The sequence below is a fragment of the Citrobacter freundii complex sp. CFNIH2 genome (assembly GCF_002880615.1).
GTDB classification, from domain to species: Bacteria; Pseudomonadota; Gammaproteobacteria; order Enterobacterales; family Enterobacteriaceae; genus Citrobacter_A; species Citrobacter_A amalonaticus_F.
This window is the reverse complement of the sequence record NZ_CP025757.1, coordinates 351790-373245: the sequence shown is the minus strand read 5'-3', so window position 1 is coordinate 373245 and position 21456 is coordinate 351790. Positions and strand designations below refer to the sequence as shown.

Sequence of the window (21456 nt, the reverse complement as noted above, 5' to 3'; positions counted from 1 at the left end):
TTTACGGCCTTGTAGTAGTAACGGAATTAACAAACCACTGCTGGATGTTGCTCATCGCAGAATGCGAGGTATCCAGAATCGGCTGCGGATAGAAGCCAAGCAGTACCAGAAGCACAACCAGCAACAGGATGATAAACAGCTCACGCAGCGACATCCCTGGCAGTTCTTGTTGTGCAATCTGGCTCTTCGCTTTACCGAAGTAAGCGCGATGCAGCATCGCCAGCGAGTAAACAGAGGCAAACACCAGACCAAAGGTCGAAATCACGGTGATAACCGGAACCACCTGGTAGCTGCCGAACAGGATCATAAATTCGCCAACGAAGTTACCGGTGCCTGGCATACCCAGCGTCGCCACCGCGAAGAACATGGACAGTGCTGGCAGCCATTTCATCTTGCCCCACAGACCGCCCATCATGCGCATGTCGCGAGTATGCAGTCGTTCGTACAGCTGACCACACAGGATGAACAGACCCGCAGCGGACAGGCCGTGCGCGATCATCTGAATCACCGCCCCCTGGTACGCCAGCTGGCTGCCGGTGTAGATGGCAATCAGCACGAAGCCCATGTGTGAAACCGAGGTGTAGGCGATCAGACGTTTAATGTCGTACTGCGTGAACGCCATCCATGCACCGTAGAAGATACCGATGACGCCCAGCCACATCGCGATAGGCGCGAACTCCGCTGACGCGTTCGGGAACAGCGGCAGGGAGAAACGCAGCAGACCGTAAGCGGCGGTTTTCAGCAAAATACCGGCGAGGTCAACGGAACCTGCGGTTGGTGCCTGGGAGTGCGCATCCGGCAGCCAGCCGTGCAGCGGAACCACCGGCATTTTCACCGCAAACGCGATGAAGAAGCCCAGCATCAGCAGATATTCGACGCCGTGAGACATCGGGGTTTTCAGCAGGTCTTCATAGTTGAAGGTCCACACGCCGGTCGCATTGTGGTGAACGAACACCAGCGCCAGGATGGCAATCAGCATCACCAGACCGCTCGCCTGGGTGTAAATGAAGAACTTGGTTGCCGCCGTGATACGCGTTTTACCGTCGGACGCCTTGTGGCCCCACAGCGCGATCAGGAAGTACATCGGCACCAGCATCATTTCCCAGAAGAAGAAGAACAGGAACATGTCGATGGCAAGGAACACGCCGATCACGCCGCCCAGGATCCACATCAGGTTCAGGTGGAAGAAGCCCTGGTATTTTTCGATTTCTCGCCAGGAACACAACACCGCCAGAACGCCAAGCAGACCGGTCAGCACCACCATCAGCAGCGACAAGCCGTCGATGGCCAGGTGAATCGAGATGCCAAAGCGTGGGATCCACGGCAGGACAAATTCAGATTGCCACTGCGGAATGCCAGCAGACTGCGTCAGCGAATAACCGCCCTGTAGCCACAGTTGCAGGCCAAGCGCGAGCGTCAGCCCCATGGTGATCAGCGCGATCCAGCGCGGCACCTTCACGCCAAAGCGTTCGGTCTGCCAGCACAGGAAGCCACCGATAAAGGGGATTAGTATCAACCAGGGTAATAACATAGCTAAGTATGTCCCTTATATTTACTCCTGCTCAGGCTATCTCACTCGTCAACCCAAATCCCGGCAGTGCTCGCAATCCTCACGTACTTCAGTACGCTCCGGTTGCTCTGCGCTGGCGGTCTCCGGTTTGACTTTGCCGATGACGCCTGTACATCAGGAACAGATTTTCAACGAATTCTAAAAATTATTTTTGGGTTTGTTGTGTCGAGTGGCGCTAACGCTTACCCGACCTACGGCCTCGTAGGCCCGGTAAGCGCAGTGCCACCGGGCACAATCCCGACCCGCAAACTCAACGCAGTACCATCAGCAGTGCCAGCACGACAACCGCACCGATGCTCATTGACGCGACATACCAGCGCAGATAACCGTTCTCGCTGAACAGCAGGCCTTTACCTGCGAAGCGGGAAAGGATTGCCGGCACGTTCATCAGGGCATTGAGCGGATCGCGTTTAAGCAGCCAGGCGACGCCAAGGAACGGCTTAACAAACACTTTGTCGTACAGCCAGTCGAAGCCCCAGGCGTTATACCACCAGGTCCCCAGCAGACGGCCCGGTGCACTGTTGGCAATCGAGGTCACAAGCGTACGTTTACCCAGCCACAGCCATGCGGCAATCAGGATGCCCGCAATCGCTACCACGCCAGAAGTTATTTCCAGGGTCATCACGCGGCCATGCTCAAGTTCAGTTGTCTGTGGCAGTACCCCCTGCAGCGGCGGCACAATCAGCGCGCCTACGAAGGTGGACAGGATCATCAGGACAATCAACGGCAGGTGGTGAGTAATCCCCTTCCCTGCATGAGCATGAATTTGTTCTTTACCGTGGAACACGATGAAAATCATACGGAAGGTATACAGGGAGGTCATGAACGCACCGACCAGACCTGCCACCATCAGATTGATATGACCATTTGCCATCGCGCCTGCCAGAATCTCATCCTTACTGAAGAAGCCTGCGGTAATCAACGGCAGCGCCGACAGCGCCGCACCGCCCACCAGGAAGCAGAGATAAACCAGCGGAATGGACTTACGCAGACCGCCCATCTTGAAGATGTTCTGTTCGTGATGGCAGGCCAGAATGACAGAGCCGGATGCCAGGAACAGCAGCGCTTTAAAGAAGGCGTGCGTCATCAGGTGGAAAATCGCCGCATCCCAAGCCTGAACGCCCAGTGCCAGGAACATGTAGCCGATCTGGCTCATGGTGGAATAGGCGAGTACGCGTTTGATGTCGGTTTGCACCAGTGCGGCAAAACCTGCCATCACCAGCGTCACCGCACCCACGATACCGACCAGATGAAGAATTTCCGGGGTCATCAGGAACAGGCCATGCGTACGGGCGATCAGGTAGACACCGGCGGTAACCATCGTTGCGGCGTGGATCAGCGCGGAGACAGGCGTCGGGCCCGCCATCGCGTCAGCCAGCCATGTCTGCAACGGCAGCTGTGCCGATTTACCGACCGCACCACCCAGCAACATCAGCGTCGCCCACGTCAACATATTGTTGCCTGCGGCGAAGTGTGCTGGCGCCAGTTCAACCATTTCACGGAAGTTCAGGGTGCCCAGCTCGTTGTACAGAATGAACAGTGCGAACGCGAGGAACACGTCACCCACACGGGTCACGACAAACGCTTTCATCGCCGCAGCGCCATTCTTCGGATCGGTGTAGTAGAAGCCGATCAGCAGATAAGAGCAGAGGCCCACGCCTTCCCAGCCGAGGTACATCAACAGCAGGTTATCGGACAGCACCAGAACAACCATGCTGGCGATAAACAGGTTGGTGTAAGCGAAGAAGCGGGAGTAGCCCTCTTCGCCGCGCATATACCAGGACGCGAACATGTGGATCAGGAAGCCGACACCGGTGACGACCGACAGCATGGTCAGCGACAGGCCGTCCAGTACCAGGTTGAAACCAATGTTGAAGTCACCGACAGACATCCACGTCCACAGCGGCTGGCTGAACGCCTGCTTGCCGTTGGCGAAGAAGTCCATACCGACAAAGGCAGTGACCAGCGCCGCCAGACCAATGGAGCCTACGCCCACGGTTGCGGAGAGATTTTCTGACCAGCGTCCGCGAGAGAACGCCAGCAGGACAAAGCCAATCAATGGCAGAATGATGGTTAAGGCAAGCATGTTCATCCACGCATCTCACTTACTGAATCAATGTTCAGGTTCTGGCGACGGCGATGAAGTTGCAGCAACAGCGCAAGTCCAATACTCGCTTCGGCAGCCGCAAGGCTGATGGCGAGAATATACATCACCTGACCATCGGTCTGGCCCCAGTAGCTACCGGCGACCACAAAGGCCAGCGCGGAAGCGTTGATCATGATTTCCAGACCAATCAGCATAAACAGCAGATTGCGGCGGATAACCAGACCGGTTAAACCCAGAACGAATAAAATCGCAGCGAGGATCAGTCCATGTTGTAAGGGGATCATGCGTGCTCCTCCGTTTTTCTTTTCGCGCTGTCGTCTTTACGGTTGCTCAGCACTTCACCCGAACGCTCTTCGCGTCCAACGTGGAAGGCAACAACCAGACCTGCCAGCAGCAGCATGGATGCCAGTTCAACCGCCAGTACGTAAGGCCCGAACAGGGTAATACCTACCGCTTTCGCGCTGATTGGCGTGCCGTCGATACCCTGATCGTTAACACCCAGAATGGCGTAAACAATCACCACCAGCATGATGGCCGACAGAATTGCCGGGCCAATCCACACCTGCGGCTTCAGCCACTGCCGTTCCTGTTCGATTTCAGAACCGCCCAGGTTGAGCATCATCACCACAAACACGAACAGCACCATAATGGCGCCCGCGTAAACGATAATTTCCAGCGCACCCGCGAAGTAAGCGCCCAACGAGAAGAACACCCCAGAAATCGCCAGCAGCGAAATAATCAGGTACAGCAGCGCGTGCACCGGATTGGTATGGGTGATCACCCGCAAGGTTGCGAGAATGGCGATCAGGCCACAGATATAAAAAGCGAACTCCATTGCCCCTCTCCTTACGGTAACAGGCTCTTGACGTCGATAGGCTTGGCTTCGTTCTCTGCTTCGCCCTTATCTTTGCCGTCGATTGCCATACCTGCCATCCGGTAGAAGTTATATTCCGGATATTTACCCGGACCGGAGATCAGCAGATCCTCTTTCTCGTAAACCAGATCCTGGCGCTTGTACTCACCCAGTTCGAAATCTGGCGTAAGCTGAATCGCGGTTGTCGGACAGGCTTCTTCGCACAGACCGCAGAAAATGCAGCGTGAGAAGTTAATGCGGAAAAACTCCGGATACCAGCGACCGTCTTTGGTCTCTGCTTTTTGCAGAGAGATACAGCCTACCGGACACGCTACCGCACACAGGTTACAGGCAACGCAGCGTTCCTCGCCGTCCGGGTCGCGCGTCAGAACAATGCGACCACGAAAACGGGGCGGTAGATAGACCGGCTCTTCCGGGTACATCTGCGTTTCGCGTTTCGCGAACGCATGCAGGCCTATCATCCAGATACTGCGTACCTGGGTGCCGAAGCCTACTAACAATTCTTTTAAGGTCATGGTCTTTGTGCCCCTTATTGCGCCTGCCAGAGAATGACAGCCGCCGTTACCAGCAAGTTGATGAGCGTCAGCGGCAGGCAGATCTTCCAGCCGAAGGACATTACCTGGTCATAACGAGGACGCGGTAACGACGCACGAATCAAAATGAACATCATCATGAAGAACGCGGTTTTCAGCGCGAACCAGATGAATGGTGGTAAGAACGGGCCATGCCAGCCACCGAAGAACAGGGTAACCATCAGCGCAGAAATGGTGACGATACCGATGTATTCCCCCACAAAGAACAGACCGAATTTCATCCCGGAGTATTCAATGTGGTAACCATCGGCCAGTTCCTGCTCGGCTTCCGGCTGGTCAAACGGATGACGGTGACACACCGCCACGCCCGCGATAGCGAAGGTGACAAAACCAAAGAACTGCGGAATAACGTTCCAGATATCAGCCTGGTTGTTGACGATGTCGGTCATGTTAAATGAACCCGCCTGCGCCACCACGCCCATCAGGGAAAGTCCGAGGAACACTTCGTAGCTGAGCGTTTGCGCAGAGGCACGCATCGCACCCAACAGCGAATATTTGTTGTTACTCGACCAACCGGCGAACAGCACCGCATACACCGCCAGACCCGCCATCATCAGGAAGAACAAGATCCCGATGTTCAGATCCGCAACCACCCAACCCGGACTCACCGGCACAATGGCAAACGCCAGCAGCAGTGAGGTAAAGGCGATCATTGGCGCAAGGGTAAAGATGACGCGATCCGAGAATTTCGGGATCCAGTCTTCTTTAAAGAACATCTTGATCATGTCCGCGACCAGCTGGAGCGAACCGCCCCAGCCGACACGGTTCGGTCCGTAGCGGTTCTGGAACAGGCCCAGCAGACGACGTTCGCCAAAGCTCATGAACGCCCCGCAGGTGACCACCACCAGCAGGATCACCACCGCTTTGAGGATGGTCAGCAGGATATCGATAAGATCCGGTGTTATCCAACTCATTGTTGTGCCTCCTGCAGATCCTCAAGACGCGCTCCCGCCAGAACAGGAGCAATGCCCGGCATGCCCATCGGCAAACCGACCTGCCCTGCCGTCAGACCTTCGGCGATTTCAACCGGCAGCGTGACCGTGTTGCCATCGTAGCTAAAGGAGACGCGGGTACCGGCATTCACGCCCAACTTCGCGGCATCAGCCGGGTTGAGTTTGATGTACGGTTGCGGCATGCGGCTCTGGAAGACCGGCGCACGCTGAGACAGTTCATCGCTACCAAACAGATGGTAGTACGGCGCGATACGCCACTGTCCGTCCTGCGCCTGGAAGCTCGCCGGAACGGTCGTGAAGTAATCCAGACCGTCCTCTGATGCTTCGATCAGACGCACACCCGGATCGCCATGGCGCAGTTTCCCGCCCACTTCATCCTGGAACTTGTTCCACGCCTGTGGAGAGTTCCAGCCCGGAGCCCAGGCAAATGGAATCTGTGAACGCGGCGCAGACGGCTGGTTGTTCCCTTCCATTGAGAAGGCAAACATCGTGTCTTTGTCCTGCGGCTGACGCGGTTCGTGAACGCTGATGTTCGCGCGCATCGCCGTACGACCGCTGTAACGGTGCGGCTCACGCGCCAGTTTCTGTCCACGAATGCGGAAGGTGGCATCCGGCGCAGCATCTTTAATACCGGCCAGTTCAGGCATCGCAGCCACGACAGCGTCGATCACGTGGTCAAGCTGCGTCCAGTCTACTTCGCGGCTCTGCACGGTGCTGTGCAGCGAATGCAGCCAGCGCCAGCTTTCCAGCATAATGGTGTTGCTGTCGTAGTACGCCGGATCGTAAACCTGGAAGAAACGTTGAGCGCGGCCTTCATTGTTGATGACCGTACCGTCGCTCTCGGCAAAGCTGGCGGCGGAAAGCACCAGATGGGCGTTTTCCATGATCGCCGTACGCTGATGGTCAACCACCATCACCAGCGGCGCTTTTGCCAGCGCAGCATTCACGCGCGTTGCCGACGCATGACGATGCAGATCGTTTTCCAGCACCACCACCGCGTCTGCACGGCCGGTTTCCAGTTCCGTCAACGCATCATCAAGCGAACCGCCGCCCATAATACCCAGGCCCATACTGTTAACCGAACGGGCAATCATCGTGATGCCGACGTCAGCACCACGACCTTTCAGCGCTTTCGCCACGTTGGCAGCCGCCTGAATCACTTCAGCGCTACCGGCGTTCGTACCGGAAATGATCAGCGGTTTTTTCGCCCCGGCCAGCGCCTGGACGATCACGTCGATTTTGTTTTGCAGATCGCTGCTGATGCCGTCAACGGCTGGCGCATTGTTGTCCAGCGCATGGGCAATCGCGAAGCCTAAACGCGCCTGATCTTCAACCGGCGCACGGTAGGTCCAGGCCGCAATATCATCCAGACGGGTGTTATCCACGTTGGTGACGAACAGCGGATGCTTCGCGCGCTGACCGATGTTGAGGATTGCCGCAATCTGCCAGTCAGCCACTTTCTGGGCTGCCGCCATTTCGCGTGCTTTACCTTTCACCGCCTGACGCACGGCCAGCGCAACGCGGGCCCCGGTCTGGGTGATGTCTTCGCCCAGCACCAGCACCGCATCGTAAGATTCGATATCACGCAGCGCCGGGGTATGCACACCGCCTTCACGCAGCACTTTCAGTGCCAGTTGCAGACGTTCCTGCTCGGATTGTGCAATTCCGGTATAGAAGTTTTCCGCCCCGACCAGTTCACGCAACGCGAAGTTGCTCTCAACGCTGGCACGCGGTGAGCCGATGCCAATCACTTTCTTCGACTGACGCAGAATATCTGCCGCGCCCTGCATCGCCTGTTCGGCATTGAGGGTGATCAGATCATCGCCACGACGCTGTACCGGCTGACGCGGACGGTCTTTCAGGTTCACGTAACCATAGCCAAAACGACCGCGGTCGCAGAGGAAGTAGTGGTTAACGGTCCCGTTATAACGGTTTTCGATACGACGGAGTTCACCGTAGCGCTCACCCGGGCTGGTGTTACAGCCAATGGAACACTGCTGGCAGATGCTTGGCGCAAACTGCATGTCCCACTTACGGTTATAGCGTTCGGAGTGCGTTTTATCGGTGAATACGCCGGTTGGGCAGATTTCCACCAGGTTACCGGAGAATTCGCTCTCCAGGGTACCGTCTTCCGGACGTCCGAAATAGACGTTATCGTGCGCGCCATACACGCCCAGATCCTGGCCGTCTGCATAATCTTTGTAGTAACGCACACAGCGATAACAGGCGATGCAGCGGTTCATTTCATGAGAGATGAACGGCCCCAGGTCCTGGTTGCGGTGAGTACGTTTGGTGAAACGATAGCGACGGAAACTGTGGCCGGTCATCACGGTCATATCCTGAAGGTGGCAGTTACCGCCCTCTTCACAAACCGGACAGTCGTGCGGGTGGTTGGTCATTAACCACTCCACCACGCTTTCGCGGAACTGTTTCGCTTCTTCGTCGTCAATCGAAATAAACGTGCCTTCGGTTGCCGGTGTCATACAAGACATCACCAGGCGACCACGCGTGTCTTCCGCGTTTTGGTATTGCTTCACCGCACACTGGCGGCAAGCACCAACGCTTCCCAGCGCCGGATGCCAGCAAAAGTACGGAATATCAAGGCCGAGAGACAGACAAGCTTCCAGCAGGTTGTCCGCTCCGTTGACCTCATATTCTTTGCCGTCTACATGAATCGTAGCCATAGTCAGCATGCTTCCAGTTGGCTTAGTCAGGGACTAAGCGTTAATCGAATTTCATATCGCGATACAGGCTCAGAGGCCTGCAATCACCAGCGCTCTTTCAGCAGGTTCGGCTGAATACCACCAATCGCGTGGGTATTGCTGAACGACTGCTTGATGCCAGCTTCGAATTCTTCGCGGAAATATTTAATGGCGCTCTGTAGCGGCTCAACCGCGCCCGGTGCGTGTGCACAGAAGGTTTTACCCGGACCGAGGAAACGACACAGTTGCTCAAGTGTCTCGATATCCCCAGGCTGGCCTTCACCACGCTCCAGCGCCCGCAGAATTTTTACGCTCCACGGCAGGCCGTCACGACATGGCGTACACCATCCGCAGGATTCACGGGCAAAGAACTCTTCCAGGTTACGCACCAGCGGCACCATGCCAATCTCGTGGTCAACCGCCATCGCCAGCGCCGTACCCAGACGGCTGCCGGCTTTACCAATGCTCTCAAATTCCATTGGCAGATCGAGGTGCGCTTCGGTCAGGAAGTCAGTTCCCGCGCCGCCGGGCTGCCAGGCTTTGAACTTCAGTCCATCGCGCATGCCGCCCGCGTAGTCTTCGAGGATCTCACGCGCGGTCGTGCCGAACGGCAGTTCCCACAGTCCCGGATTCTTCACGCGACCCGAGAAGCCCATCAGCTTGGTGCCAGCATCTTTGCTCTTCGAAATGTTCTGGTACCACTCCACGCCGTTGGCGAGGATCGCCGGAACGTTACACAGCGTTTCCACGTTATTGACGCAGGTCGGTTTGCCCCACGCGCCGGAGGTCGCCGGGAACGGCGGCTTCGAGCGCGGGTTAGCGCGGCGGCCTTCAAGAGAGTTGATCAGCGCCGTCTCTTCACCGCAGATATAGCGCCCTGCCCCGGTGTGAACAAACAGTTCGAAGTCAAAACCGGTGCCCATAATGTTTTTGCCGAGCAGACCGGCTTCGGTCGCTTCCGCAATCGCACGGCGCAGATGCACAGCGGCTTCAATGTATTCACCGCGCAGGAAGATGTAGCCCCGGTATGCTTTCAGCGCAAACGCGGAGATCAGCATGCCTTCCACCAGCAGGTGCGGCAGCTGTTCCATCAGTAAGCGGTCTTTATAGGTGCCCGGCTCCATTTCATCAGCGTTACACAGCAGGTAGCGGATGTTCATGGATTCGTCTTTTGGCATCAGGCTCCACTTCAGACCGGTGGAAAAGCCTGCGCCGCCGCGCCCTTTCAGGCCAGCGTCTTTGACCTGGTTGACGATCTCGTCCGGAGACAAACCGGTCAGCGCCTTACGCGCACCTTCGTAGCCGTTTTTGCTACGGTATTCATCCAGCCACACGGGCTGTTTGTCATCACGCAGACGCCAGGTCAGCGGATGCGTTTCGGGAGTACGGATAATGTCTTTCATTTATACCGCTCCAGCAGTTCAGGAATGCCTTCCGGGGTCAGGTGAGCGTGAGTATCCTCATCGATCATCATGTTCGGCCCTTTATCGCAGTTCCCCAGGCAGCAGGTCGGCAGCAGCGTAAAGCGACCGTCGAAGGTCGTCTGCCCCGGCTTGATGTTGAGCTTTTTCTCCAGCGCAGCCTGAATTCCCTGGTAACCATTGATATGGCACACCACGCTGTCGCAATAGCGGATCACGTGGCGGCCCACCGGCTGGCGGAAGATCTGGCTGTAGAACGTCGCGACACCTTCGACATCGCTGGCCGGGATCCCCAGCACATCGGCGATCGCATGGATCGCACCGTCCGGCACCCAGCCACGCTGCTTCTGAACGATTTTCAGCGCTTCAATGGACGCCGCACGCGGGTCTTCGTAGTGGTGCTTCTCGTGCTCAATGGCTTCACGCTCTGCCGCACTCAGCTCAAAAGCCTCGGTTTGTGGTTGTTGATTCTCGTGCATAATTAGCGGTCCACATCTGACATAACAAAATCGATACTACCCAGATGGACGATCAGGTCGGACACCAGGCTGCCACGTACTGCCACCGGGATCTGCTGCAAATGCGCGTAGCTCGGGGTACGAATACGGGTACGATAACTCATGGTGCTGCCATCGCTGGTCAGGTAGTAACTGTTGATACCCTTGGTCGCTTCCACCATCTGGAAGGACTCATTCGCCGGCATAACCGGGCCCCACGACACTTGCAGGAAGTGGGTGATCAGGGTTTCGATATGTTGCAGCGTGCGCTCTTTCGGCGGCGGCGTCGTCAGCGGATGATCCGCTTTGAACGGGCCTTCCGGCATGTTGTTGAGGCACTGCTCAAGGATGCGCAGACTCTGGCGCAACTCTTCCACTTTCAGCATTACGCGGGTGTAGCAGTCGGAAACCCCGCCGCCAACCGGCACTTCAAAGTCAAAGTTTTCGTAGCCAGAGTAAGGGCGTGCTTTACGCACGTCGAAATCAATACCGGTCGCACGCAGCGCCGCGCCGGTGCAGCCCCAGTCCAGCGCTTCTTTCTTGCCGTAAGCGGCCACGCCCTGCGAACGCCCTTTCAGAATGGTGTTTTGCAGTGCGGCTTTCTCGTAAGAAGCCAGACGCTTCGGCATCCAGTCAAGGAACTCACGCAGCAGTTTGTCCCAGCCGCGCGGCAGGTCATGCGCCACGCCGCCAATACGGAACCAGGCCGGATGCATACGGTAGCCGGTGACCGCTTCTACGATGTCGTAGATTTTCTGACGGTCGGTAAAGGCAAAGAAGACCGGCGTCATAGCGCCGACGTCCTGAATAAACGTCGAGATATACAGCAGATGGCTGTTAATGCGGAACAGCTCGGAGAGCATCACGCGAATCACGTTAACGCGATCCGGTACGGTAATACCCGCCAGTTTTTCCACTGCCAGCACGTACGGCATCTCGTTGACGCAGCCGCCGAGGTATTCGATACGGTCGGTATACGGAATGTAGCTGTGCCAGGACTGACGTTCGCCCATCTTTTCAGCACCACGGTGGTGGTAACCGATATCAGGCACACAGTCGACAATCTCTTCGCCATCAAGCTGAAGAACAATACGGAATGCACCGTGTGAAGACGGGTGGTTCGGACCGAGGTTGAGGAACATGAAGTCCTCGTTTTCAGTACCGCGCTGCATGCCCCAGTCTTCCGGTTTGAAGGTCAGCGCTTCCATTTCCAGATCCTGCTTCGCTTTGGTCAGCTCAAACGGATCGAATTCGGTGGCGCGCGCCGGGTAGTCTTTACGCAGCGGATGGCCCTGCCAGGTATGTGGCATCAGCAGGCGCGTCAGGTGCGGGTGACCTTCGATATCAATACCAAACATTTCCCAAGTTTCACGCTCATACCAGTTGGCGTTCGGGAACAGTTTGGTGAAGGTCGGCACACGCAGATCGTTTTCAGACAATGCCACCTTGAGCATGATATCGCGATTGCGTTCAATGGAAATCAGGTGGTAGAAAACGGAAAAATCCGCGGCGGGTAACCCTTCGCGGTGTGTGCGCAGACGTTCGTCCATGCCGTGTAAGTCAAACAGCATGACGTAAGGTTTCGGCAATCTCTTTAAGAAATCGCCCACTTCCAGTAATTGTTCACGCTTGACCCAAACAACGGGTACCCCGGTGCGAGTCGCCTGAACGGTAAAGGCATCCGGCCCAAAACGGTTGCGCAGTTCGCCGATGACCGGGTCATCAAGGTGATCCCGGGTCTGCCATGCGGCTTCTTGCGCGGTTAAGTCGGTCATATTGTTCACCATTGCAAATGGTCCGTGGTGACTGTCGACAGAGCTTCGCGCGATTTATGTAGTGATAGGCGAAGTAAAATGCTGCTGCCGACAGGCGCAAATTAAATCTCGTCTGGTGTACGCAGATTCGTTACTGCAATGCGTTCGCCGCGCTTACGCTCGCGCTCTGACTGCATGTTGGCGCGATAAACGCCCTGATCGCCAACCACCCAGGAGAGCGGACGACGTTCTTTGCCAATGGAATCCTGCAACAGCATTAACGCCTGCATGTACGCTTCCGGACGCGGCGGGCAACCCGGGATGTAAACATCCACAGGGATAAACTTATCAACGCCCTGCACTACCGAATAAATATCGTACATACCGCCGGAGTTGGCACATGCGCCCATGGAAATCACCCATTTCGGCTCCAGCATCTGATCGTAGAGACGCTGAATGACCGGCGCCATTTTGGTAAAGCAGGTCCCCGCTACCACCATCAGGTCAGCCTGACGCGGTGAAGCACGCAGGACTTCCGCGCCAAAGCGCGCCACGTCATGCACGGCGGTGAATGAGGTCACCATCTCAACGTAGCAGCAGGAAAGGCCGAAGTTATAAGGCCAGATTGAGTTTTTGCGACCCCAGTTAACCATGTCATGCAGTTTGCCCATGAACACGTTTTTGTTAACTTCCTGTTCCAGGGGGTCGGTTACGATCTCCTGTTTTTGCAGGGGGTAACGGTCGTTCTCACCGTTAGGATCTATGCGGGTGAGCGTATAATCCATCTTAATGCCTCGCGGTTAGCGTTGACGATTAGCGATACTGTTCGTTTCCGGGTTCATACGCTCGCGGCGTGAACGCGCGGGCGTCCAGTCCAGCGCGCCAATACGCACCAGATAAACCAGACCTGCCAGTAACACAAAAATAAAAATTGCAGCTTCCACAAAGCCTACCCAACCACTTTCGCGGATAGAGGTCGACCATGCGAACAGATACAGCGCTTCAACGTCGAAGATAACGAAGAACATGGCTACCAGATAAAACTTGGCAGACAGGCGTAAGCGGGCGGTGCCGACCGAGTCGATACCTGATTCAAACGGGGTGTTTTTTGACCTCGCGCGTGCGCGACCGCCTAAAAACCAACCGCCGATAAGCATCAGGCAGCACAGGCCAATGGCAACAATAAGAAAGATAGCGAATGCCCAGTGATGAGCGATGACTTCAGTGGATGTTGACATACTCATTGCTTACTCATCAAAAGTAGCGCCAAATTCTCTGCTCTTTTCGGCAGATGAACGCCACATCGATTCATGGGGAGGAATAAAAAAAACCTTACAATCGCTGCAGAAAATGTTTTAGACAGCCAATTGATGGGGTTTTTTACTCCTTTCTATAACCTTTTGTCAACTTTAACAAAAGTTTCCTCACATTAATTTACATGATAACAACACCCTTAACATTTAATGCGCTTTAGCACTGTGTCGATCGATTCACAGGCTAAATGTGGATGTTGTTGAATCGTGTCCGTTGTGAAGTAAGTAGGAAAAAACGCGCCTATTTTGACAGGAATTGATCCAAAAGCCTTCCCCTAAAAGGGAGTATTTTCTTGATCTGTGACACGCTTTTGTTAATCCACCTCAAAAAACAGCAACAATTTCTCGCGTTTTTTAACATGAGAGCGTTGCGTTGCAAATTTCGCTTATTTTTTACGCGTTTTTTAATTGCAACGTCTACTCGCTGATTTATGAGGATTTTTACCTTTTCCCTCCTGTCCGTTAAGGATATTAGTACAAAAAAAGAACCACTGGATGTTTTTTAATCTCCAGTGGCTCTTTTTTACACTTGCCATTTTTAATGTTTTTTTTTGTGACCCGTTACTCATAGTCTCCCTGGACCAGCACAGAATCATCTCCCCCTTCTGGGGTAATGGGGCTGTACTGCCACGGATTCTGCCAGGTATCCATCGCCTGATAGATAACCTGCGCCAGATCGTTCTTCGATGCCGGGTCACGGCACAGCAGGTATTCGGTGTCCGGCAACGGCGGCAATCCATCAACCGCTCCCAGCACGCGCAGATCCGGACTCATCATTTCTACCGGGCGCGCCGTCACGCCGAGACCGGCCTTCACCGCCGCGCGCACGGCTGGCAGTGTTGACGCTACATAGGCCAGTCGCCACGGGATGTTCGCCGCATTCAGGGTGGCAAGGACCACATCGCGGAACGGACTGGGATCATCCAACAGCACCAGCGGAACCGGTTCGCCCTTTTGCAGCACATACTCTGCGGCACAGTACCAGTGTGTCGGCGAGGTACGCAGCGTCAGGCTCTCAAACGCCCCGGGACGGTTGGTGGTGACAATCAGATCCACCTCTTGCGATTTCAGCATGTCGAGCATGAAAGCATTTCGCTTCACCCTGACATCCAGCGCAAGCTTCGGATAAACCGAGCTAATGCGATTCAGAAGGAAAGGCAGTATCGTATCGGCGGATTCATCAGAAGCCCCAATAGTTAATACTCCCTGAAGATTGCTGAACATCAATGATGAGCAAGCCTCATCATTGAAACGTAAAATTTTTCTGGCGTAACCCAGCAGTTGAATGCCGTGTTCAGTCAACAGTTTGTTACGACCGTGACGAGCGAAGAGTTCTTTCCCCACGAGCTGCTCAAGGCGCTGCATCTGTTGGCTCACCGCAGACTGAGTACGACACACCGCTGCAGCCGCAGCTGCAAATGTGTTCAGATCGGCAACAGCAACAAATGTTCTCAGCAGATCGAGGTCGAGGTTAATTATCGGACGATTTGCATTTATCATAATTTTTCACTTACTGGCGGCTCATACTGAGCTTGTTAATGCTGTGCATACAAAATCAAGCAATTCCGTTTGTAATGCGCTTCCTTAGCAGAGTCACCCGCGGACAGCAGGTGAAAGTAAATAGGTATATCATGTGACTGACGAAATGCTACCCTCTTTCTTACGTAATAATACCTTACGCGACCTCTCAGGTTATTTCGTTAAGAACGGGCTGACCTATTAAAGCGTATGCAGATTTCTGCCATTGTCTGGATGTAAAAAGTGTAAATGTAAAGAATGGAACCGGGCATACATCAACGAGAAATAAGCATACATGGCAGTAAGTTAGCCACAAAGACCCAACCGGGATATTAACAAATCATGCGACCACATGTCATTTCATCATGCGTATCTTAACCTAAAACCTTTTTATTTATAAGCTTTAATGCGAATGATCTGATGCAAAGTTTTGTTATGTTTCTCAAATCAACTAGCTATTATTCGCGCCTTGCGTAAAGCCTTTTTAATTATTAAATAATAATTAATGAGATTCCTGGTCATTCATAAATCCTGCTTAACATTAGATTTACACCGCCAGGGTTCCCGTACATCCCGATAACACGGCCAGCGATTAATCTTTCAGTATTTACGAATTATTAAATGACGTAAGAATTTTCCCCGAAATTTCACGAGCGCAGAACCTTTTTACAAGCAAGAGAATCGGCCGCCAGTGAGTGGTAAAATCAAAATATCATGCTGTAAAAATTAACATAATCTGCTTTTATATCTACAAAATAAGAAAAAACCAGTCAATAACAACACAATAGCATGTCACCATTCAGCAAAATCTTCTTCTGCAAAGCCTTCAAAACGCCCCGCCGGGGGAGTACATTGTTCCAAACTGACTTCCACGGCAGGAAGTGGTGATAACAGCATAAAGGTCAAGGTTCATGTCCCCCATTGAGAAATCCAGCAAATTAGATAACGTCTGTTATGACATCCGTGGTCCTGTTCTGAAGGAAGCGAAGCGCCTTGAAGAAGAAGGCAATAAGGTTCTGAAACTGAACATTGGTAACCCCGCCCCTTTTGGCTTTGACGCCCCCGATGAAATTCTGGTGGATGTCATCCGTAATCTGCCGACTGCGCAGGGTTATTCCGATTCCAAAGGCCTCTATTCCGCACGTAAAGCCATCATGCAGCACTATCAGGCGCGTGGCATGCGTGACGTCACCGTCGAAGATATCTACATCGGCAATGGCGTTTCAGAGTTGATTGTGCAGGCGATGCAGGCATTACTGAACAGTGGGGACGAAATGCTGGTGCCCGCGCCGGATTATCCGTTGTGGACGGCGGCGGTCGCGCTCTCCGGCGGCAATGCGGTGCATTACCTGTGCGATGAGTCATCCGACTGGTTCCCGGACCTTGATGACATCCGCGCAAAAATCACGCCGCGCACCCGTGGGATCGTTATCATTAACCCGAACAACCCGACCGGCGCGGTTTATTCCAAAGAGCTGTTGATGGAGATCGTTGAGATCGCGCGGCAGAATGACCTCATTATTTTTGCCGACGAGATCTACGATAAGATCCTGTATGACGACGCCGAGCACCATTCCATCGCCGCGATGGCACCGGATCTACTGACCGTAACCTTTAACGGTCTGTCCAAAACCTATCGCGTGGCCGGATTCCGTCAGGGCTGGATGGTTCTCAACGGGCCGAAAAAGCATGCGAAAGGTTATATCGAAGGGCTGGAGATGCTGGCATCGATGCGTCTTTGCGCCAACGTGCCAGCACAGCACGCTATTCAGACGGCGCTGGGCGGTTACCAGAGTATCAGTGAATTCATCATGCCCGGCGGTCGCCTGTATGAGCAGCGCAATCGCGCCTGGGAATTGATCAACGATATTCCGGGCGTCTCCTGCGTGAAGCCGCGCGGCGCGCTGTATATGTTCCCGAAAATTGACGCTAAACGCTTCAATATTCATGACGACCAGAAAATGGTGCTCGATTTTCTGTTACAGGAAAAAGTCCTGCTGGTTCAGGGTACGGCATTTAACTGGCCGTGGCCGGATCACGTGCGCATCGTCACCCTGCCCCGCATCGACGACATAGAAATGTCGCTGAGCAAATTTGAACGCTTCCTGTCGGGATATCACCAGCTTTAACCCAAAAATCAACTGCCAGAATACTCTACATAATTCGCGTCGCAGGCAGGCGGCGACGCAGTGAATCCCCGGTAGCTTACACACGTAAGTGACTGGGGTGAATGACAAATCTGTCAGGAACAGATTTGAACGTCGCGGAGCGACGGCCCGAAAGGGTGAGTCTCATGGATGAGACGAGTATTTGCATCCAGCGGCCTTCTCTGCGCACAATGACCTCCAGGTTGTCATCATGAAAAGGTCACTATGAAGCAGAGCCATTTTTTTGCCCACCTCTCCCGCCTCAAACTCATTAACCGCTGGCCTTTAATGCGCAATGTGCGCACAGAAAACGTCTCTGAGCACAGTCTCCAGGTCGCGATGGTGGCTCACGCGCTGGCGGCGATCAAAAACCGCAAGTTTGCCGGTCAGGTTAATGCCGAACGCATTGCGCTGTTGGCGATGTATCACGATGCCTCAGAAGTGCTGACCGGAGATCTGCCCACGCCGGTGAAATATTTCAATTCGCAAATCGCCCAGGAATATAAGGCTATTGAGAAAATCGCTCAGCAGAAACTGGTCGATATGGTGCCCGATGAGCTGCGGGATATTTTTGCGCCGCTGATTGATGAACATGCGTATAGCGAAGAAGAAAAGTCAATTGTGAAACAGGCCGATGCGCTGTGTGCGTATCTGAAGTGTCTGGAAGAGTTGTCGGCAGGAAATAATGAATTCCTGCTGGCAAAGACGCGACTGGAAAGAACGCTGGAGTCACGCCGCAGCCCGGAGATGGATTACTTTATGGAAGTCTTCGTCCCCAGTTTCCACCTGTCTCTCGATGAAATTAGCCAGGACTCTCCGCTGTAACGGTTTGCCGGATGCGCGCCAGCGCATCCGGCAATGCGACACAACATTAAAACGGAAACAACATCGGGATCATCACCACGCATACCACCATAACGATGATGGTGAACGGTACACCCAGCTTAATAAAGTCGCTAAAGCTGTAATTCCCTGGCCCTAACACCAGCGTGTTGACCGGTGATGAAACCGGCGTCATAAAGGCCGCCGACGCCGCCATCGCGATCACCATCGCAAACGGATAGGGAGAGACGCCCATCGACTTCGCCGCCGCCAACGCAATAGGTGCCATTAATACCGCCGTCGCGGTATTTGAGATAAACAGGCCAATGGTCGCGCACAGCACAAACAGACAGCCCAGCATCATGTACGGGCCATAACCGCCTCCCACATCCATTAGTCCTTTCACCACCAGATCCACGCCGCCGGTTTTTTGCAGCGCCAGTGCAAAGGGCATCATGCCGACGATCAAAATGATGCTTGGCCAGTGAATGGCTTTGTAGGCGCTTTCGGCGTCAATGCAGCGAAATTTCCCCATCAGCAGACAGGCAATAATCGCCGCGATGGGATTAGGAATTTCGTCAGTCAGCATCAGCGCGACCATCAGCACCAGACAGAAAATCGCGTGCGGGGCCTGGCTGTGCGCCGGGGAAGCCTCGCTCACCTCTTCCGGCAGGTTCAGCGCGACAAAATCTCGCCCCTGCTTCGCCAGCATACCGATCAGTTTCCAGTTACCGACGACCAGGATGATATCGCCCATCAGCAGCGGCTCATCGGCAAGCGAACCTTCGATCGCCACGCCGTCACGTTTCAGACCGACCACGTTCAGCCCATAGCGGGTACGAAAACCAATTTCCCGCACCGACTTGCCAATCAACTCCGATTCCGGGATCAGCGAGATTTCCGCCATTCCCACATCCAGCGCCTGGTCAGAGAAATACTCCCCACGCAGCACCATTGGCTCCAGCAATTGCTCGCTACAAAATTCACGAAGATCGACATCGGCGGCGGACATATCAATCAACAAGACGTCACGGGCGCGAAACTCCGAAACCCCATTCACGTTGACGATCACTCGCCGAAAACGCCGCCAGCGTTCGACGCCGATCACGTTGGCGCCATAGCGCTCACGCAGTTTGAGATCGTCGAGGCGTTGACCGATCATCGGTGACCCCGGACGAATCGCCAGTCGACGCGCCCGCCCGGTCAGGCGATATTCTTTGATCAGATCGCGAAAGGTGCGGCGTTTCCAGCCATCACGCTGTTGTTGCGGATCGTCCCCTTTGAGCATAAAACGCATCAGCAACATATAAATAATGCCCAGCACCAGCACGACCAGGCCAATAGGCGTGACGCTGAAGAAACTGAAACCGGCGTGGCCTTCGCGCAACAATTCACTGTTAACGACCAGGTTTGGCGGGGTGGCCACCAGCGTCATCATGCCGCTGATAAGCCCGGCGAAACTGAGCGGCATCATCAGGCGCGACGGCGACGTTTGCATACGCATCGAGACGCTGAGTACCACGGGGATAAAGATGGCAACGACGCCGGTTGAACTCATAAACGCGCCCAACCCGGCAACGGTCAACATCAGCAGGACCAGCATTTTGATTTCACTACTGCCCGCCATTTTCACCAGCCAGGTGCCCATGACGGTCGCTACGCCGGTGCGCACCAGCCCGTCGCCGATGATAAACAGCGCGGCGATCAACACCACGTTAGGGTCGCTGAAACCAGAGAAGGCTTCGGTGATACTCAATGTTCCACTCAGAACAAAGGCTACAATGACCAACAGAGCTACCGCGTCCATACGCACTCTGCCCGTCGCAAACAAAATAACGGCAATCGCCAACAGCGAGAGAACCCAGATCAATTCACCGTTCACAACCTATCCTTGTCAGATGAGAAGATGGAATGATTCTGCCATAAAAAAGCCCCGACAAGCCGGGGCTAAATCATGATCAGGTATTTCTTAATACAACCACATCACCATTCGGTTGTTTGGTCACCGAAAGCTGCTCCAGGCTGGTCAGGATGAAATCGACCTCATCCAGACGCGGCGTGTCCGCCGGGGCATTCACCGCGATGACATGGCAGCCTGCGGCCAGTCCCGAGAGCACGCCCGCGGGGGCATCCTCCACCACCGCACATTCGTGCGGCGCTAAACCGAGCAGTTGCGCGCCCAACAGGTAGGCATCCGGCTCAGGCTTACCGCGTTTGACCCGCTCAGCGGTCACGAAAACCTCCGGCGCTGGCAGGTTAGCCACCTGATGACGTGCGCGCGCGACCGGCATCGACCCTGATGTCACAATCGCCCACGGGATCCCGGCCTTGTTCAGATGGTTAAGCAGCGCAACCGCACCAGGCAGCGCGGTGATACCCGCCGTTTCTGTCGCTTCAATTTGCTCCAGACGCGTAAACTCCGCGGCGATTTCCGCCTCAGGCTTGCCCACCATAAAATGGCGCAAAGAGGTAATCGCCTGTTTGCCATGAACAAAACTCAACACTTCGTCATGCGTCAGCCCAAAACGATCGGCCCAGTTACACCATGCGCGTTCCACTGCAGGTAATGAGTCAACCAGCGTTCCATCCAGGTCAAACAGAAAGCCCTTGCACTGCACGTTCACCTCCTCAGGCATTGATGATTTGGTTGATTTCGTTAGCGCTCAAATGATACTGACGCGGGCAGGCATGCCACGCGCTTAACATCCGCTGGTATTTTTCCCACATTGGGGTCTGGGCGTTGAAACCGTGCGTGCCGGCATCAAAATGGGTATAACGTCCTTCCACATTCACCATAAAGCGAACATAGCCGAGGTAGCGCGCTTCCGTTGCGGCATCAAAGCCCAGGAAGGTCACCCGGCGCTCATCAATGCTTTGCGCATCTTTCAGATTGGCCCAGGAGACGTGCAGAGCGTGATACATCTCCATGATGTCGATAACCGTACGACAGGTTTCCTCTTTCAGCTCGCCAAATTCCCGATCCAGCTCGCGCATTTGCAGACCGTAACCGCGTTCAATAATCGTCTGCAGACGACGATAACGCTCGGCGTTAGTCGGATCGAGCATAGTCATCATTTTGTATTGATTAGACAAAATAAGACGTTGAGCGTTGGTCATTTCCATTTGGGACTCCTGTATCACTCTACAACGGTGAAAAAAAAGAAGGCATTAACATGCCTTCTTTT

At 54.5% G+C, this 21456-nt stretch carries 18 protein-coding genes; 2 read left to right on the top strand and 16 right to left on the bottom strand.

Annotated elements, in window-relative coordinates:
- Position 1 precedes the first annotated feature (1 nt).
- From nuoM to lrhA, 13 genes are all read right to left on the bottom strand, one after another.
- Entirely contained in the window at positions 2-1531 is a 1530-nt protein-coding gene (gene nuoM / locus WM46_RS01815; protein WP_043000021.1) for an NADH-quinone oxidoreductase subunit M, read from the bottom strand.
- A 289-nt stretch (positions 1532-1820) separates the two neighbouring features.
- Positions 1821-3662 (bottom strand): NADH-quinone oxidoreductase subunit L, encoded by a 1842-nt coding sequence (nuoL, locus tag WM46_RS01810; protein WP_061074803.1) that lies wholly within the window; start codon positions 3660-3662, stop codon positions 1821-1823.
- Complete coding sequence (gene nuoK, locus WM46_RS01805; RefSeq protein ID WP_000612644.1) at positions 3659-3961, bottom strand: NADH-quinone oxidoreductase subunit NuoK; 303 nt, start codon at positions 3959-3961, stop codon at positions 3659-3661. Before nuoK ends, nuoL begins: the two co-directional genes overlap by 4 nt.
- Positions 3958-4512, bottom strand: a complete 555-nt coding sequence (nuoJ, locus tag WM46_RS01800) for an NADH-quinone oxidoreductase subunit J (protein ID WP_042317811.1) — start codon at positions 4510-4512, stop codon at positions 3958-3960. The genes nuoK and nuoJ overlap by 4 nt, the downstream gene beginning before the upstream one ends.
- 11 nt (positions 4513-4523) lie before the next feature.
- Positions 4524-5066 carry an NADH-quinone oxidoreductase subunit NuoI gene (nuoI, locus tag WM46_RS01795; protein ID WP_005129470.1) on the bottom strand — a complete coding sequence of 181 codons (543 nt, stop codon included), beginning with the start codon at positions 5064-5066 and terminating at the stop codon, positions 4524-4526.
- 14 nt (positions 5067-5080) lie between these two features.
- Positions 5081-6058, bottom strand: a complete 978-nt coding sequence (nuoH, locus tag WM46_RS01790) for an NADH-quinone oxidoreductase subunit NuoH (protein WP_061074804.1) — start codon at positions 6056-6058, stop codon at positions 5081-5083.
- Entirely contained in the window at positions 6055-8781 is a 2727-nt protein-coding gene (nuoG, locus tag WM46_RS01785) for an NADH-quinone oxidoreductase subunit NuoG (RefSeq protein ID WP_102603756.1), read from the bottom strand. Before nuoG ends, nuoH begins: the two co-directional genes overlap by 4 nt.
- A gap of 83 nt (positions 8782-8864) precedes the next feature.
- Positions 8865-10202: an NADH-quinone oxidoreductase subunit NuoF gene (gene nuoF, locus WM46_RS01780; protein ID WP_042317808.1), complete on the bottom strand. Its 1338-nt coding sequence runs from the start codon at positions 10200-10202 to the stop codon at positions 8865-8867.
- Positions 10199-10699: an NADH-quinone oxidoreductase subunit NuoE gene (gene nuoE / locus WM46_RS01775; RefSeq protein ID WP_042317807.1), complete on the bottom strand. Its 501-nt coding sequence runs from the start codon at positions 10697-10699 to the stop codon at positions 10199-10201. The genes nuoF and nuoE overlap by 4 nt, the downstream gene beginning before the upstream one ends.
- 2 nt (positions 10700-10701) lie before the next feature.
- Positions 10702-12504 (bottom strand): NADH-quinone oxidoreductase subunit C/D, encoded by a 1803-nt coding sequence (gene nuoC / locus WM46_RS01770; RefSeq protein WP_102601260.1) that lies wholly within the window; start codon positions 12502-12504, stop codon positions 10702-10704.
- An 89-nt stretch (positions 12505-12593) separates the two neighbouring features.
- Complete coding sequence (gene nuoB / locus WM46_RS01765) at positions 12594-13256, bottom strand: NADH-quinone oxidoreductase subunit NuoB (protein ID WP_003028075.1); 663 nt, start codon at positions 13254-13256, stop codon at positions 12594-12596.
- Positions 13257-13271: 15 nt separating this feature from the next.
- Positions 13272-13715 carry an NADH-quinone oxidoreductase subunit NuoA gene (gene nuoA, locus WM46_RS01760; RefSeq protein WP_042317806.1) on the bottom strand — a complete coding sequence of 148 codons (444 nt, stop codon included), beginning with the start codon at positions 13713-13715 and terminating at the stop codon, positions 13272-13274.
- A 630-nt stretch (positions 13716-14345) separates the two neighbouring features.
- Complete coding sequence (gene lrhA / locus WM46_RS01755) at positions 14346-15284, bottom strand: transcriptional regulator LrhA (protein ID WP_061074806.1); 939 nt, start codon at positions 15282-15284, stop codon at positions 14346-14348.
- Positions 15285-16213: 929 nt separating this feature from the next.
- Between lrhA and alaA the strand changes: the two genes are divergently transcribed.
- Positions 16214-17431 (top strand): alanine transaminase AlaA, encoded by a 1218-nt coding sequence (gene alaA / locus WM46_RS01750; protein ID WP_061074807.1) that lies wholly within the window; start codon positions 16214-16216, stop codon positions 17429-17431.
- Between the two features lie 243 nt (positions 17432-17674).
- Complete coding sequence (yfbR, locus tag WM46_RS01745; protein WP_061074808.1) at positions 17675-18274, top strand: 5'-deoxynucleotidase; 600 nt, start codon at positions 17675-17677, stop codon at positions 18272-18274.
- A gap of 46 nt (positions 18275-18320) precedes the next feature.
- On the opposite strand, the gene WM46_RS01740 is transcribed toward yfbR, so the two are convergent.
- The 3 genes from WM46_RS01740 to WM46_RS01730 form a co-directional block, all read right to left on the bottom strand.
- Positions 18321-20153, bottom strand: coding sequence for an SLC13 family permease (locus tag WM46_RS01740; RefSeq protein ID WP_061074809.1), 1833 nt, complete (start codon positions 20151-20153; stop codon positions 18321-18323).
- A 76-nt stretch (positions 20154-20229) separates the two neighbouring features.
- Positions 20230-20907 (bottom strand): sugar phosphatase, encoded by a 678-nt coding sequence (locus WM46_RS01735; protein ID WP_071887570.1) that lies wholly within the window; start codon positions 20905-20907, stop codon positions 20230-20232.
- Positions 20900-21394, bottom strand: a complete 495-nt coding sequence (locus tag WM46_RS01730) for a YfbU family protein (protein WP_042290698.1) — start codon at positions 21392-21394, stop codon at positions 20900-20902. Before WM46_RS01730 ends, WM46_RS01735 begins: the two co-directional genes overlap by 8 nt.
- Positions 21395-21456: the final 62 nt, after the last annotated feature.

Bases quoted from the DNA above. Each gene is read 5' to 3' on its own strand.
- nuoM (WP_043000021.1), bottom strand. From the start codon at position 1,531: ATGTTATTACCCTGGTTGATACTAATCCCCTTTATCGGTGGCTTCCTG.
- nuoL (WP_061074803.1), bottom strand. From the start codon at position 3,662: ATGAACATGCTTGCCTTAACCATCATTCTGCCATTGATTGGCTTTGTC.
- nuoK (WP_000612644.1), bottom strand. From the start codon at position 3,961: ATGATCCCCTTACAACATGGACTGATCCTCGCTGCGATTTTATTCGTT.
- nuoJ (WP_042317811.1), bottom strand. From the start codon at position 4,512: ATGGAGTTCGCTTTTTATATCTGTGGCCTGATCGCCATTCTCGCAACC.
- nuoI (WP_005129470.1), bottom strand. From the start codon at position 5,066: ATGACCTTAAAAGAATTGTTAGTAGGCTTCGGCACCCAGGTACGCAGT.
- nuoH (WP_061074804.1), bottom strand. From the start codon at position 6,058: ATGAGTTGGATAACACCGGATCTTATCGATATCCTGCTGACCATCCTC.
- nuoG (WP_102603756.1), bottom strand. From the start codon at position 8,781: ATGGCTACGATTCATGTAGACGGCAAAGAATATGAGGTCAACGGAGCG.
- nuoF (WP_042317808.1), bottom strand. From the start codon at position 10,202: ATGAAAGACATTATCCGTACTCCCGAAACGCATCCGCTGACCTGGCGT.
- nuoE (WP_042317807.1), bottom strand. From the start codon at position 10,699: ATGCACGAGAATCAACAACCACAAACCGAGGCTTTTGAGCTGAGTGCG.
- nuoC (WP_102601260.1), bottom strand. From the start codon at position 12,504: ATGGTGAACAATATGACCGACTTAACCGCGCAAGAAGCCGCATGGCAG.
- nuoB (WP_003028075.1), bottom strand. From the start codon at position 13,256: ATGGATTATACGCTCACCCGCATAGATCCTAACGGTGAGAACGACCGT.
- nuoA (WP_042317806.1), bottom strand. From the start codon at position 13,715: ATGAGTATGTCAACATCCACTGAAGTCATCGCTCATCACTGGGCATTC.
- lrhA (WP_061074806.1), bottom strand. From the start codon at position 15,284: ATGATAAATGCAAATCGTCCGATAATTAACCTCGACCTCGATCTGCTG.
- alaA (WP_061074807.1), top strand. From the start codon at position 16,214: ATGTCCCCCATTGAGAAATCCAGCAAATTAGATAACGTCTGTTATGAC.
- yfbR (WP_061074808.1), top strand. From the start codon at position 17,675: ATGAAGCAGAGCCATTTTTTTGCCCACCTCTCCCGCCTCAAACTCATT.
- WM46_RS01735 (WP_071887570.1), bottom strand. From the start codon at position 20,907: ATGCCTGAGGAGGTGAACGTGCAGTGCAAGGGCTTTCTGTTTGACCTG.
- WM46_RS01730 (WP_042290698.1), bottom strand. From the start codon at position 21,394: ATGGAAATGACCAACGCTCAACGTCTTATTTTGTCTAATCAATACAAA.